The sequence below is a fragment of the Microbacterium sp. 1262 genome, assembly GCF_040544895.1.
Lineage (GTDB): Bacteria > Actinomycetota > Actinomycetes > Actinomycetales > Microbacteriaceae > Microbacterium > Microbacterium plantarum.
This window is the reverse complement of the sequence record NZ_JBEPKU010000001.1, coordinates 2,299,854-2,313,586: the sequence shown is the minus strand read 5'-3', so window position 1 is coordinate 2,313,586 and position 13,733 is coordinate 2,299,854. Positions and strand designations below refer to the sequence as shown.

Sequence of the window (13,733 nt, the reverse complement as noted above, 5' to 3'; positions counted from 1 at the left end):
TCATCTCCGGGAACGAGGGAGTGGGATATGCGCGAGACGCCGACCGTTGTGATGGTGCACGGCGCGTTCTCTGATGGAGCGAGCTGGTCACCGGTGGCGATGCGCGTGATGGGTGCGGGTATCGAGGTGCGCGTTCCCGCCATCTCCAATCGAAGTCTCGCGGAGGATGTCGCGTATGTGCGATCGTTCGTCGAGAACATCGACGGACCGGTGCTCCTGGTCGGCCACTCCTATGGAGCCACCGTGGCCTCCGGTGCAGGAACGGCGCAGAACGTTCGCGGGCTCGTCTTCGTGGCGGGATTCGTGCTCGACGTGGACGAGAGTGCAGACGACCTGAGTCAGCGCTTCCCCGCATCCGACGCCGCCGACTACTTCGACTACCGGCGATACGCCACCGCCGACGGCGCGACCCGGCAGGAGGTATCCGTCGCCATCGACGAGTTCCCCTTCCTCGCCGCCCTGGGGATTCCCTCCGACGAGGCGGCCGTCATCGCCGTCACCCAGCGCCCGCTGGACGCCGCGGTGCTCAGCGACCGAGCCACGCACGCAGCGTGGCATACCCGCCCGACCTGGGGAATCGTCGCCACGGCGGATCAGATCGTGAACCCGGACGCCGTCCGTTTCGGTCTCGAGCGAGCCTCGGCCCGCATGGTGCTCGAGCTGCCGGGCCCGCACCTCGTCCTGCACACGCACCCCGGCGACATCGCACGTTTTATCGTCGACGCTGCCAACGCCGTGCCGCTGACCGCATGAGCGGCTTCGCGTCGTCCGCGCCCCGCATCGCGGTGGCCGGCGGTTCCATCGGCGGGCTGTTCGCGGCGGCCATGCTGCACCGGCTGGGACACGACGTCACGGTGTACGAGAAGTCGGTGCACGGTCTCCGAGCGCGCGGCGCCGGCTTGGTCGCCCAGGACGAGGTCTTCGCCGCACTCGATGTCGCCGGAGTCCCGGCGGGCGCTGTCCCCGGGGTGACATCCGTCGAGCGGATCGCGCTCGACCTGCGAGGTGCCGTTCGCTACCGAGAGCGGGCCGAGCAGACGCAGTTGTCGTGGGACCGCCTATACGACGGTCTCCGCGATGCGATCCCCGACTCTCGATATGTCGTGAACAGTCCGGTCACCGATGTCGACGCGCGAGCCGGCGTCCTCTCCTTCACTGCGGGCGAGGAACGAGAGGAGGCTTCGCTCCTCGTGGGAGCGGATGGAGCCCACTCGCACGTGCGCCGCTTCGTCGCACCCGACGGCGGCGAACCCAGCTACGCCGGTTACGCCATCTGGCGCGGCCTCATCCCCGAAGACCTCGTCCCCGGGGCATCCGCCGACACCCTGTTTCGTCGGATGACCTTCTTCACGGGACCGGGGGAGCACGCGCTCGGCTATCTCGTCCCCGGGGCGGACGGACAGACCCAGCCGGGGCGTCGGCGATACAACTGGGTCTGGTACCGGTCGATGAGCTCCGGCGACCTGTCGGCGCTGATGACCGCCGCGGGACGCCTCCCCCTGTCGACGTCCCTCGCGCCCGGGCAGACGCCGGAGGACGTCAGGACGCACCTGATCGAGGCGGCCCAGCATCGCCTCCCGCCCCCGTTCGCCGACGTGATCGCGATGGAGCCTCGGCCATTCCTCCAGGGTGTGCTCGACTACGTCGCCCCTCGGCTCACCCGGACGCGCGCACTGCTCCTCGGGGATGCGGCAGCGGTGGTCCGTCCGCACACCGCGATGGGGGCCGCGAAAGCGGCGGGCGACGCGCTCGCTCTCGCCCGCCTCCTGCGTTCGTCGACCGTGGACGCAGCCCTCGCCTCGTACGACGAGCAGCGGCTCCCGGTGGCGACGAGCATCGCGCGTTACGGGGTGAGGCTCGGCGAGCAGTTGCCGCTATGACCCGGTGCGGGCGAGCCGCTCTTGGACGAAACGCTGGAGGACCACGGCATGATTCACCGCCGGGTCGTGCGCCGCGTAGATCAAGGTGACCGTGCCCTGCGCGTGGGCGACCTCGAGCAGGTGCTGAACGGCCGTGGGATTCGCTTCCAATTCCGCCTCGTACCGATGGGTGAATTCCGTCATTCGCGCGGAGTCATGGTCCCACCAGGTGCGCAGATCGGGCGAGGGCGCGATGTCCTTCAACCACTCGTCGACAGCAGCGCGTTCTTTCGACACGCCCCGTGGCCAGAGGCGGTCCACGAGGATCCGGTAACCGTCGTCTGCGGCAGCTGCGTCATATGCGCGCTTGATGCGGATGCTCGGCATGGGCGGCCTTTCGTTCGAGGGCTCAGGCGAAGCTCGTTTCGCGGCTGACGGGGGTGTCGGCGAGAGCGGTGAACCCGGGTTTCGGGGACTGGGTCGTCAACGTGTGGAACGGCAGGGAGGGGACCTCGAAATTATGTACCCGCATCTGGATCTCGCCGATCCCGTCCAACCGCAGGTGAGAATCGAAGTCCGACGGGCGAGCGACTTCGTGCAGCTCCCACAGCCTCACGAAGTCCTGATCCGTCGACAACTCACGGATGATCTCGTTATACCGCGTGGACGTTCGATCTCCGAGGAACCGCAGGGTCGCGACACCGCGTGCCGCCAGTTCCTCCCAGTTCACGATCTGGCGCTTGTTCCCGGCCGCGAAGTGCGCGATGAGGGCGTTGGCGCCGGGGCGGATGGTGCCGGAGCTCAGGGAACGCATGAGTTCGTTGACCGCGACGATGTCGAGGTTGCCATTGGTGATGTACGCCGGAATGTGCGCCCACGTGTCGAGCAGTTCGCGCATGATGTAGCTCTTCTCGGGCGGGATCATGCGTCGCTGCTCGTCGACTCTTCCGGTGAGACGGTTGACGTACTCGACGCTCACGTCGTCCAGATTCAGAGCGCGCGCGAGAGCGCGGACCACCGTGGTGGAGGGGTCGGCTCCCCGTCCCTGCTCGAGCCTGGTGTAGTACTCGATGCTGATGCCTGCGAGCATCGCGACTTCGTCGCGCTTCAGCCCGGAGACTCGTCTGCCGTCAGTCGGACGGAGGCCGACGTCCGTCGGGCGGACGCGCGAGCGCCGCGCACGCAGAAAGCTCCCGAGAACACTCTTGTTATCGCTCACCGAGCTCCCTGACTGTCACGAACCGTCCTCCCGACTCGTGCCGAGCCGGGGGAGAGACTTCACCGTAAGGAGAACGAGGGTGTGCTCACATCACCTCTCCGGGGGATCCGTATCCCCTCTTCGCGGCGACGTACCCGGCTTGGATAGACGTAGCAACGGGAGTCGGCAATTGTCGGAGGCGTCGCGCAGACCCGAAAGTTACCGTGAATCCCGTCGCCACATCGTCGAGGCGCGCACCATTCACCCGTCGGTCGGGCCCACTCGTTCGACGACATGACAAAGGACTCATTATGGGATACATCACCACTGAAGACGGCGCCGAGATCTACTTCAAGGACTGGGGTGACGAGGACGCCCAGCCCATCGTGTTCCACCACGGATGGCCGCTGTCGTCCGACGACTGGGACGCGCAGATGCTGTATTTCCTCGCCAAGGGCTTTCGTGTCGTCGCCAGCGACCGGCGCGGCCACGGTCGCTCCTCGCAGATCAGCACCGGCCACGACATGGACCACTACGCCAGCGACGTGAACGCGGTCGTCGAGCACCTCGACCTGAAGAACGCGATCCACATCGGCCACTCCACCGGCGGTGGCCAGGTCGCCCGCTACGTCGCTCGGTACGGTCAGCCGCAGGGGCGCGTCGCGAAGGCCGTCCTGGTCTCGTCGGTTCCGCCGATCATGCTCAAGTCCGACAGCAACCCCGAGGGAACGCCCATCGAGGTCTTCGACGGCTTCCGCTCCGCTCTCGCCGCCAACCGCGCCGAGTTCTTCCAGGCGGTCGCCTCGGGGCCGTTCTACGGCTTCAACCGTGACGGTGTCGAGGTGTCCGAGCCGGTCGTCGCCAACTGGTGGCGTCAGGGCATGACGGGCAGCGCCCTCGCCCACTACGAGGGCATCAAGGCGTTCTCTGAGACCGACCAGACCGAGGACCTCAAGGCCATCACGGTTCCCGTCCTCGTCATGCAGGGCGACGACGACCAGGTCGTCCCCTACAAGGCCGCCGCGTTGCTGCAGCACGAGCTGCTGCAGAACTCCGAGCTGAAGATCTACGCCGGCTACCCGCACGGCATGCTGACCACTCACGCGGACGTCATCAACCCCGACCTGCTGGCCTTCATCCAGAAGTAATCGCGGCATCAGCTCAGAGGCGCACCCGGATGACGGGTGCGCCTCTTCTGCGGAGCCTCGGGCGGCGTGGACCGGGATGCAAGGGATCCGACACGACACCCCGGGCCGGATGCCGCTGAGCGGGGTGTCGGGCCAGAACCCTTGCATCGCGGCGCGGGCGGGGCGGGGTGGTTCCGACGGCAACATCGGGAAAGCCCCGCCGCGCGGCCGGTGGCCGCCCGTCGGGGCTGTGGAGGGGCTGACGGGAATCGAACCCGCGCTATCTGCTTGGGAAGCAGATGTTCTGCCATTGAACTACAGCCCCACGCACCCGGAGGTGCTCGGTCAGCTTACCCCACGGGGCCCGGACCGCCCGAAGCCGGACCACCTGGTGCACCAGGAGCAGCAGGCCCACCGTGGGTGCCCGGCCCGCCCGGCGCAGCCGGCCCGTGCCCGCCCGGCGCGGGCGGAGCCTGCGGGTACGGCGGCGCCGCCGGACGCGGACCGGCACCATAACCACCGACACCCCCACCCGGGAACTGCCCGCCGCTCTCGCGCATCGCGAGCAGCATCCCGTTCTTCACCGCCGTGCGCATCAGCAGGTAGCTCACCCAGAGGACGAGTGCGATCGTCCCGAGGTAGATCGCGATACCGAGGACGACGAAGCCGATGCCGAAGGCCGCCGCGGGCCCTGCGTAGTCGTTGTACATGGCCCGCACACTATCGCTCGCGCCCTCCGCGCACGACCCCCGATCACCGCTCGATCGAGACCTCTACGATCCGCCGGTCGGATGCCGTGATGCGGTGCACGTCGCCGACGATCTCGGTCGCCGCCTCGGTCTCGTGCTCCGCGCACGAGGGTCCAACCCACAGCTCGATGTCGCCGGGCTCGACGATGCGCACCCCCTCGCGCCCGGTGAAGGCCAGCCGCGCGGTCGGCACGTCGAACGAGACGGTCGCCTCGGCTCCGGCATCCAGCTGCACGCGGGCGAAGCCGAGCAGCTGCGCGACGGGGCGGGTGGCGCTCGCGTGCACGTCGCGGGCGTAGAGCTGCACGAGATCGGTGCCGGCGCGCTCGCCGGTGTTCCGCACCCGCACGCTCGCCGTGAAGGAGCCGCCCGTCGCCACCGACGCGGTCACCGACAGGCCGGAGCGCTCGAACGACGTGTAGCTGAGCCCGTGCCCGAAAGGCAGCGCGGGGGTGCTGTCGGCACTCGTGATCTCGTTCGGACCGCCGAGAATCGGATGCAGGTAGCTGTAGGGCTGCGAGCCCGACGACCGGGGGAGCGAGACGGGCAGGTGGCCCGACGGCGAGACCTCGCCGCACAGAACCGCCGCGATCGCCGGTCCGCCCTCTTCGCCCGGGAAGAACGTCTGCAGCGCTGCCGCGACGGCCCCCTCGCCCGAGAGCGCCCAGTCGATCGCGTACGGCCGCCCCGACAGGACGACGAGCACGACCGGCGTCCCCGTCGCAACGAGACGCTCGACGAGCTCGCGCTGCACGCCCGGCAGCTCGAGCGAGTCGGCGTCGTTCCCCTCGCCGACGGTGCCCCGGCCGAACAGTCCGGCCCGGTCGCCGACGGCGACGATCGCGACGTCGGCCGCGCGTGCGGCATCCTCCGCCTCGGCGAAGCCCGACCGCTCGTCGCCCTCGGCCTCGCAGCCGCGCACGACGGTGACCTCGGCGTCCGGCATGGCGTCGATGACGGATGCCGCGAGCGTCGGGATCTCGAATCCCATCGGCACGCCCGGGTGGTGGGCGAGCACGTGGTTGGCGAACGAGTAGCAGCCCATGAGGGCTTCCGAGCTGTCGCCGTTCGGTCCGATCACGGCGACGCGGCGGGGCGATGCGAGCGGCAGCACGCCGTCGTTGGTCAGCAGCACGACCGATTCCTCGGCCAGGCGCCGGGCGACCGCGCGGTGCGCGGGCGAGTCGAGGTCGATGCTCGTCGGCGGCTCCTCGAAGGTCTCGTCGAGGAGCCCGAGCTCCTCCTTCTGGATCAGCACCCGACGAACGGCGCGGTCGATGAGCGCCTCGTCGACCTGGCCCGCGCGGACGCGCTCGGCGAGCGGCCCGACGTAGGCGTCGCCCGTGGGCAGCTCGACGTCGATGCCGGCCTCGAGGGCGAGCTGCGCGGCCTCGCCGCGGTCGCGGGCGACGGCGTGCATCGTGTGGAGGAAGGCGACGGCGAAGTAGTCCGACACGACGGTGCCGTCGAAGCCCCACGTCTCGCGCAGGAGGTCGGTGAGGTAGGCGGGCGTCGCCGCGACCGGCATCCCGTCGATCTCGGCGTACGAGTTCATCACCGACCGCACGCCGCCGTCGCGGACTGCCATCTCGAACGGCGGCAGGAACACGTCGGCGATCTCGCGCGGTCCCGCGTGGACCGGCGCGTGGTTGCGGCCCGCCTGCGAGCCCGAGTACCCGACGAAGTGCTTCAGCGTCGCGTGGACGCCCGTGCTCTGCAGGCCCCGCACATACGCGGTGCCGATGACGCCCACGACGTACGGGTCCTCGGCGATGCACTCGTCGACGCGTCCCCAGCGGGGGTCGCGGATGACGTCGAGCACCGGCGCGAGCCCCTGGTGGATGCCGAGCTCGCGCATCGACTCGCCGATCAGCGCTCCCATCTCCTCGACGAGCTCCGGGTCGAACGCCGCGCCCCACGCGAGGGGAGTGGGGAAGGTCGCCGCCTGCCACGCCGCCAGGCCGGTCAGGCACTCCTCGTGCACGAGGGCGGGGATGCCCAGGCGCGTCTCGCGAATGAGTCGGCGCTGCTCCTCCCACAGCCATGCCGCCCGCTCGATCGGGTCGACGGGCCGCGTGCCGTAGACGCGGGTCAGCTGCCCCAGGCCGTGGACGGTCGCATCGGCGTACGCGGTCGACGACGCCATCTCGCCGGCCATCGGCGCGACGACCTCGTCGCCCTGATCGACCCAGAAGCCGACCAGCTGGGCGAGCTTCTCGTCGAGGGTCATGCGCGCGATCAGGTCGGAGACGCGCGTCGAGACGGAGATATCGGTGAGGGTCACAGTTCGTGCTTTCTCTACGGGGGATCAGCCCTTGACGGCGCCGGTCAGACCGCCGACGATGCGGCGCTCGAACAGGCTGAAGAACGCCAGGGCGGGAAGCATCGACAGGGATGTGAAGGCGAGCACCTTCGCCGTGTCGACCGAGTACTGCGACGAGAACGCCTGCACGCCGAGCGGCAGGGTGAAGGTCGCCTCGTTGTTGAGGATGAACAGGGGAAGCAGGTAGCTGTTCCAGCTGCCGATGAAGGCGAGGATGCCGACCGTGATGACGCCGGGCACCGACAGGGGAAGCACCATCCGCCAGAAGAACGACAGGCGCCCGCATCCGTCGATGAACGCCGCCTCCTGGATCTCGTCGGGGATCGCCCGCAGGAACGGCACCAGGATGATGATCGTCATCGGCAGCGCGAAGGCGATCTGCGGCAGGATGATGCCCGCGAGCGAGTTCATCAGGCCGAGGTCGCGGATGACGATGTACAGCGGCGTGATCGCGACGGTGATGGGGAACATCAGGCCCGAGGCGAAGACGGCGTACAGCACTCCGCGGCCGCGGAACCGGTACCGGGCGAGGATGTAGCTCGCCATGAGGCCGAGCAGCACGGCACCGATCGTCGTCGCGCCGGCGGCGATGGTCGAGTTGAGCACCTGCTGCCAGAACTGCGAGCCGGTCAGCACCGCCAGGTAGTTCTCGATGTTCCACGGCGACGGCCAGCCGGCCGGGTCCACGGTGATCTGGGCGTTGCTGCGGAAGCCGCCGATGATGATGTACAGCACCGGCGCGAGCATCAGCGCGATCACCACGAGGGCGACGAAATACACGACGGGGCTGCCCCAGGGCAGGCGCTCCGTGCGGCGGCCGCGACGGCCGGTGGGTGCCGGCGCGACGATCGCGCGCGTGGCGGGGGAGGTGAGGGCGGTCATCGCTCCTGCTTCCCTTCGGTGATGGCCCCGGCGGTGTCACGACGCAGCACGTAGCGCTGGTAGACGATCGCGACGACGAGGGAGATGAGGAAGATGACGACGGCGACGGCGTTTCCGAAGCCGTAGCTGCCGGCGTTGCGGCCGTTGACGACCATGTAGGTGGCCATCGTCGAGGTGCCCGCGGTCGACGCGACGTACTGACCCCAGATGATGTACACGAGGTCGAACAGCTGCAGTGCGCCGATGATCGACAGGAACGCCCAGATGCGCAGGGTGGGGGCGAGCAGCGGCAGGGTGATCCGCCAGTGCATCTGCCAGTAGCCCGCACCATCGAGGGCGGCGGCCTCGTAGAGCTCGTCGGGGATTCCCTGGAGGCCCGCGAGGAAGAGGATGACGGCGAAGCCGACGTACTTCCAGGTCAGGATGGCCATGAGCGTCCAGATCGCGATCGAGGGATCGGCGATCCAGTCGCGCGTGAGCGCGCCCAGCCCGAGCTGCTCGAGGGCCCCGTTGAGCGCGCCCTGCGTCTGCAGCATGAGCCCGAAGCCCGTGCCGACGACGACCTCGGCGATGACGTAGGGCACGAAGATCAGCACCCGGATGAGCGACTGCCCCCGCATGCGGCGGTTGAGCAGCAGGGCGAGGAGGATCGCGACCGGCCCCTGCAGGACGAGGGATGCCACGACGATGATCGCGTTGTGGCCGAGGGCCTCGACGAAGGTCGGATCGGTGAGGATCGTGATGTAGTTCTGCAGGCCGACGAACTCGGTGGGCGGCCCGTAGCCCTGCCACCGGAAGAAGCCGTAGTAGGCCGCCATCACGACGGGGAAGATGACGAACCCGACGAACATCACCAGGGCGGGGCCGACGAGCACCGCGATCTCGAGGCGACCCGACCAGCCCAGGCCTCGGCGGCGCCGGGAGGGCGAGGGCGTCGTGGTGACGCCCTCGCCCCGGGCCGCGAGATCCACGCCGCCGGCGGAGTCCGCCACGGCTGTCTCGCTGAGCGACATGATGCGGATCAGCCCTTCTTCGCTGCGTCGGAGACCGACTTGATCATCTGCTCGGGCGTGCTCTTGCCCGCCAGCAGATCGACGACGGCGACGTTCAGCGCGTTGCCGACGTTCTGTCCGAGGACGGTGTCGAGCCACTGCGAGACGAAGGGCGCCTTGTTGTATGCGGCGAGAACCTCCTGGAGGTACTCCTCCTCGACCGCCTCCTGCGCGACCGAGTTCACCGGCGGTGCGTTGAAGGCCTGGTAGTAGGCCTCCTGCTGCTCGGCGCTGGCGAGGAAGTTCAGGAAGTCGGCGCACTCCTTCGGGGCCTTCGCCGAGCAGGAGTATCCGTCGACGCCGCCCATGATCGAGCCGGGCTCACCCTCGCCACCCGACAACTCGGGGAAGGGGAACCACGCCAGGTCGGGGAGAGGCTGCTCGTCCGGCGTGAGCGACGCGATGACGCCCGGGTTCCAGGCGCCCATGAGCTCCATGCCCGCCTGGTGGTTGGCGATGAGGCCCGCGCTGCTGCCCGCGCCCTGCTGAGCCGAGGTCGTGAGGTAGCCCTCGTTGAACGGCTGCAGCTCGGCGAAGTCGGCGAGGTCCTCGGCGGACTTCAGCCAGCACTCATCGCTGAAATCCTTCGAGTCGCCGGTCTTCTCGATCGTCTCCGGGCTGCACTCGCGCAGGGCGAAGTTGTAGAACCAGTGCGCGGCGGGCCAGGCGTCCTTCGCGCCGAGCGCGATGGGCGCGATGCCGGCGGCCTTGAGCTGGTCGACGACGCCCTCGAGATCCTCGACCGTCGCGGGGGCCTCGGTGATGCCGGCCTGGGTGAACAGGTCGGAGCTGTACCAGAACCCGCTGGGGAGCACTGCGAGCGGCATCGCCCACACCTTGTCCTGATAGGTCTCGGCCTTGAACGAGCCCTCGGAGATCTCTTCCTTGGCGGTGTCGCCGATGAGGTCGGTGAGGTCCATCAGTTGCCCGGCCTGCACCATGGCGGCCATCTTGCCGCCACCGCGCTGCAGGAAGATGTCCGGCGGGTCGCCCGCGTTGAGCGCCGTCTGGAGCTTGCCGTCCATGTCTTCGTTCTGCACGGACTGCATCGAGATCTTCACGTTCTCGTTCTCGGCCTCGAACGCGGCGATCGCGTCCTTCCAGAACTCCTGGCCGGGGCCGGTCGTGGAGTTCTGCCACAGGGTCATCTCGACGGTGCCGTCGGCGCTGCCTCCGTCGCCGTTGCCGCTGCAGGAGGTGAGCGCGAGCGCCCCCACCGCCAGGACGGCAGCCGTGACGGCAGCCTTGCGGCGAGCCGTGATGGTGCGTGCCATGTGATTCCTTCTCTCTTCGTTGAGTGGACATCTGCCGAGCGCGCCGCGTCGGGCCCGGGCTGGGCTGCTCGAACCGCCGAGCGGCGATGCTCGGAGTCGTCGGACATTCGCTGGTGCTGTCGGACACCGAAAGTTTGCGCGGGCAACAAAGAGGTGTCAAACGTTTTCGAAAACGGTTTCCATTTCGGGCTAGCATGCGGTCATGGACCGACGACGACCCACCATCCACGACGTTGCGGAGCGTGCCGGCGTCTCCGTGTCGACCGTGTCGAAGGCCGTCAACGGGCGTTACGGCGTCGCGACGGCGACCGTGGATGCCGTCATGGCGGCAGTCGCCGAGCTCGGCTACGAGTCGAGTCTCATCGCCAGCAGCATGCGTTCGCGCTCGACGGGTGTCATCGGTGTGCTCGTCGCCGATTTCGAGCCGTTCAGCGCCGAGATCTTGAAGGGCGTGGGGGAGGCGCTGCGTGACACCAGTTACGACCTGCTCGCGTACTCGGGCTCGCGCGGTGACGAAGAGGGGTGGGAGCGCCGATCGCTCTCGCGGCTGAGTGGAACGCTCATCGACGGCGCCATCATGGTCACCCCGACCGTCGTCAGGGCGAGCGCCGACGTGCCGCTCGTCGCGATCGACCCGCACACGGGTCCGGCCGACGTGCCGATCGTCGAGAGCGACAGCTACGGCGGCGCCCGTGAGGCGACGGCCTATCTCATCGGCATGGGCCACACGCGCATCGGCTATATCGCGGGGCGCGCCGACCTGCGATCGTCGATCGCGCGCGACGCCGGATACCGCCGAGCGCTCGCCGACGCCGGCATCCCGTTCGATGCGACCTACGTCGGCGCCGGCCGGTATCGCGAGGCGACGGTGCGCGAGGTCGCGATCGAGATGCTCTCCGCTGACAATCGCCCCACCGCGGTGTTCGCGGCGAACGACGTGTCGGCCATCGCGATCCTGCAGGTCGCCGCCGAGCTCGGGCTCGAGGTGCCGCGCGATCTGTCGATCGTCGGGTTCGACGACATCCCCGAGGCGACGCGGCTCCCGGTTCCCCTCACGACGGTGCGTCAGCCGATGGGGCGGTTGGGGGCGGCCGCGGTCCAGATGCTGCTGGCCCTCATGCGCGGCGAGACGCCGCCGGCCACGCACCTGCGGCTTCCGACGAAGCTGGTCGCCCGGCAGACCACGGCACCGCCCGCGGGGCGTCGGGCCGGATGACGCTGTCGCGGATGCCGGCAGCGGCGGCGTCGCGCTCTAGGCTGTGTCCGTGCTGCTGAGTGATCGCGACATCCGTGCCGGAATCGACCAGGGCCGCATCGGCCTCGATCCCTGGGATGCCTCGATGGTGCAGCCGTCGAGCGTCGACGTGCGCCTCGACCGGTACTTCCGGCTGTTCGACAACCACAAGTACCCCTTCATCGATCCCGCCCAGGACCAACCCGAACTGACCCGTCTGATCGAGGTCGAGCCGGATCAGCCGTTCATCCTGCATCCCGGGGAGTTCGCGCTCGGGTCGACCTTCGAGCAGGTGCGCCTGGGCGACGACGTCGCCGCGCGTCTGGAGGGCAAGTCGTCGCTCGGACGCCTCGGCCTGATCACTCATTCGACGGCAGGATTCATCGACCCGGGGTTCTCGGGTCACGTGACGCTCGAGCTCGCCAATGTGGCCACTCTGCCCATCAAGCTGTGGCCGGGCATGAAGATCGGGCAGCTCTGCTTCTTCCAGCTCAGCTCGCCGAGCGAAAACTCCTACGGGTCGGGCCCCTACGGCAACCGCTACCAGGGACAGCGCGGGCCGACGGCATCCCGCTCCTTCCAGAACTTCCACCGCACCGACGTCGGCACCATCGACGCCGGATCGCGCGGCGCCTGACGCCCGTTCCGGGATGCACAGCGGCCCCGAGGTGGAGAACCTCGGGGCCGCCGTTCGGGATGTCGCGGGTCAGGCGGCGTTGCGCCCGGCCGCGAAGCCCGCGGTGAAGCCGCGCTCGAAGGCTCGCTCACCGCGGCGCGGGTGCTCACCGCGGTGCGGGTGGTCGCCGTGGTGCGGGTGCTCGCCGAAGCGAGGGCCGCAGCCGTGACCGTGACCGAAGCCGCGCCCGAAACCGTGCCGGCCGCGAGGGCCGAATCGGCGCGGTGAGCTCTCGTCCCAGCCGAGCTCACGGGCGATCGCCTCGAGCGAGGCGAGGGTCGTCGCGTAGTCCGCGTCCGTCACGGCGCCGCGCACGCGATCGCGGACACCGCTCACGAGACCGTGGATGCGGTCGCGCTCGCGACGTCCGTCCTCGGTGATGGTCCAGGCGCCGTCGCGCTCGACGGCCCAGCCGCGAGCCGCGAGGGAGTGGACGCGCTTGCCGCCGCGTTGCACGCGCTCGGCGAGGCCGGGGATGTCGCGCTCGCCCGCGAGGACGTCGAGCACGGCCCAGTCTCGGCGGTCGAGTCCCTCGGCGGCGAGCGTCCGATTCATCTCGCCGGCGAGGGCGGTTCCGGCCGCGCGCATCCAGAAGGGCAGCGACCGCGGGCGGGTGTCGGGCGTCTCGGGGGTGCTGTCGTGGTTGTTCATGGTGTTCCCTTCGTGGGCCGGCCTATCCGGCCTCTGATGCATGTCATCTGTCATGTGTATGCACTATGACATGTACCGCGGGTGCATGTCAAGTCGCATGTATTCTCGAAGCATGACGGCCGACGACGACCCGCGGATCGATGCCATCGCGGACGCCCTGGGGCGCCTGCGCGGACGGCGGCGGCCCGCGCCGGGCGTCGAGCGCGGACCGCAGGCGCACGAACCGTTCGGCGTTCACGGCGGACACGGCCCGCACGGCCATCACGGCGGCCCGTTCGCCGAGGGACGCGGCAGGATGGCGGGGCTCGCCCGCCTCCGCATGCTCGAGGCGCTCGCCGCGGCATCCCATCCGCTCAGCGTCAGCGAGATCGGTGAGGCGATCGGCGTCGATCAGCCACGCGCCTCGCGGCTGGTGCAGCAGGCGGTCGAGCTCGACCTGGTGCGTCGGGAGGCCGACCCCGACGACGCCCGCCGCACGCGCATCGCGCTGACCGGCGAGGGGCGCAGCTTCGCACAGAGCGTGCGGGGCGAGCGTCGGGCGGCCCTCGGCAGCGCGCTGGGCGGATTCACCGATGACGAGCGGGCCGAGCTGGCTCGGCTGCTCACCAAACTCGCCGACGCCTGGCCGCGCGGCTGAGCCATACCCGGTGTCATCGCGGCAGGCAACTGCCCTTCCCCGCTTTGCGTCGCGTCGGTATCCTGACACCC

At 69.4% G+C, this 13,733-nt stretch carries 14 protein-coding genes and 1 tRNA gene; 6 read left to right on the top strand and 9 right to left on the bottom strand.

What is annotated here, in order from left to right; translation table 11 throughout:
* Window positions 1–27 precede the first annotated feature (27 nt).
* A complete protein-coding gene (locus ABIC53_RS11025; RefSeq protein WP_269267018.1) occupies window positions 28–753 on the top strand; it encodes an alpha/beta hydrolase in 726 nt (241 codons plus the stop codon).
* On the top strand, window positions 750–1,880 hold the full coding sequence (locus ABIC53_RS11020) for an FAD binding domain-containing protein (protein ID WP_354451465.1): 1,131 nt from the start codon (window positions 750–752) through the stop codon (window positions 1,878–1,880). The genes ABIC53_RS11025 and ABIC53_RS11020 overlap by 4 nt, the downstream gene beginning before the upstream one ends.
* Here the strand turns inward: ABIC53_RS11020 and ABIC53_RS11015 are convergent.
* Window positions 1,875–2,246, bottom strand: a complete 372-nt coding sequence (locus ABIC53_RS11015; RefSeq protein ID WP_282501939.1) for a DUF488 domain-containing protein — start codon at window positions 2,244–2,246, stop codon at window positions 1,875–1,877. The two genes, ABIC53_RS11020 and ABIC53_RS11015, sit on opposite strands and share 6 nt — an antisense overlap.
* A 22-nt stretch (window positions 2,247–2,268) precedes the next feature.
* Window positions 2,269–3,078 carry a helix-turn-helix transcriptional regulator gene (locus tag ABIC53_RS11010; protein WP_354451463.1) on the bottom strand — a complete coding sequence of 270 codons (810 nt, stop codon included), beginning with the start codon at window positions 3,076–3,078 and terminating at the stop codon, window positions 2,269–2,271.
* 290 nt (window positions 3,079–3,368) lie between these two features.
* Here ABIC53_RS11010 and ABIC53_RS11005 point away from each other — a divergent pair, with 290 nt between their 5' ends.
* A complete protein-coding gene (locus ABIC53_RS11005; protein WP_282501941.1) occupies window positions 3,369–4,205 on the top strand; it encodes an alpha/beta fold hydrolase in 837 nt (278 codons plus the stop codon).
* 230 nt (window positions 4,206–4,435) lie between these two features.
* Here the strand turns inward: ABIC53_RS11005 and ABIC53_RS11000 are convergent.
* From ABIC53_RS11000 to ABIC53_RS10975, 6 genes are all read right to left on the bottom strand, one after another.
* Window positions 4,436–4,509: transfer RNA gene (locus tag ABIC53_RS11000), tRNA-Gly, on the bottom strand.
* A 25-nt stretch (window positions 4,510–4,534) separates the two neighbouring features.
* Entirely contained in the window at window positions 4,535–4,894 is a 360-nt protein-coding gene (locus ABIC53_RS10995; protein ID WP_282501942.1) for a hypothetical protein, read from the bottom strand.
* A gap of 43 nt (window positions 4,895–4,937) precedes the next feature.
* Complete coding sequence (locus ABIC53_RS10990) at window positions 4,938–7,163, bottom strand: beta-xylosidase/alpha-l-arabinosidase (protein WP_282502628.1); 2,226 nt, start codon at window positions 7,161–7,163, stop codon at window positions 4,938–4,940.
* A gap of 78 nt (window positions 7,164–7,241) precedes the next feature.
* Complete coding sequence (locus tag ABIC53_RS10985; RefSeq protein ID WP_023952842.1) at window positions 7,242–8,138, bottom strand: carbohydrate ABC transporter permease; 897 nt, start codon at window positions 8,136–8,138, stop codon at window positions 7,242–7,244.
* Entirely contained in the window at window positions 8,135–9,151 is a 1,017-nt protein-coding gene (locus ABIC53_RS10980; RefSeq protein ID WP_274178216.1) for a carbohydrate ABC transporter permease, read from the bottom strand. Before ABIC53_RS10980 ends, ABIC53_RS10985 begins: the two co-directional genes overlap by 4 nt.
* 8 nt (window positions 9,152–9,159) lie before the next feature.
* Complete coding sequence (locus tag ABIC53_RS10975; protein ID WP_282501943.1) at window positions 9,160–10,464, bottom strand: ABC transporter substrate-binding protein; 1,305 nt, start codon at window positions 10,462–10,464, stop codon at window positions 9,160–9,162.
* A 202-nt stretch (window positions 10,465–10,666) separates the two neighbouring features.
* Between ABIC53_RS10975 and ABIC53_RS10970 the strand changes: the two genes are divergently transcribed.
* Both ABIC53_RS10970 and dcd read left to right on the top strand, forming a co-directional pair.
* On the top strand, window positions 10,667–11,680 hold the full coding sequence (locus tag ABIC53_RS10970) for a LacI family DNA-binding transcriptional regulator (protein ID WP_112616065.1): 1,014 nt from the start codon (window positions 10,667–10,669) through the stop codon (window positions 11,678–11,680).
* A 49-nt stretch (window positions 11,681–11,729) separates the two neighbouring features.
* On the top strand, window positions 11,730–12,335 hold the full coding sequence (dcd, locus tag ABIC53_RS10965; protein WP_023952839.1) for a dCTP deaminase: 606 nt from the start codon (window positions 11,730–11,732) through the stop codon (window positions 12,333–12,335).
* Window positions 12,336–12,404: 69 nt separating this feature from the next.
* Here the strand turns inward: dcd and ABIC53_RS10960 are convergent, their stop codons facing one another.
* Window positions 12,405–13,025: a winged helix DNA-binding protein gene (locus ABIC53_RS10960; protein WP_354451461.1), complete on the bottom strand. Its 621-nt coding sequence runs from the start codon at window positions 13,023–13,025 to the stop codon at window positions 12,405–12,407.
* Window positions 13,026–13,137: 112 nt separating this feature from the next.
* Between ABIC53_RS10960 and ABIC53_RS10955 the strand changes: the two genes are divergently transcribed.
* Window positions 13,138–13,662 (top strand): MarR family winged helix-turn-helix transcriptional regulator, encoded by a 525-nt coding sequence (locus ABIC53_RS10955; protein WP_282501945.1) that lies wholly within the window; start codon window positions 13,138–13,140, stop codon window positions 13,660–13,662.
* Window positions 13,663–13,733: the final 71 nt, after the last annotated feature.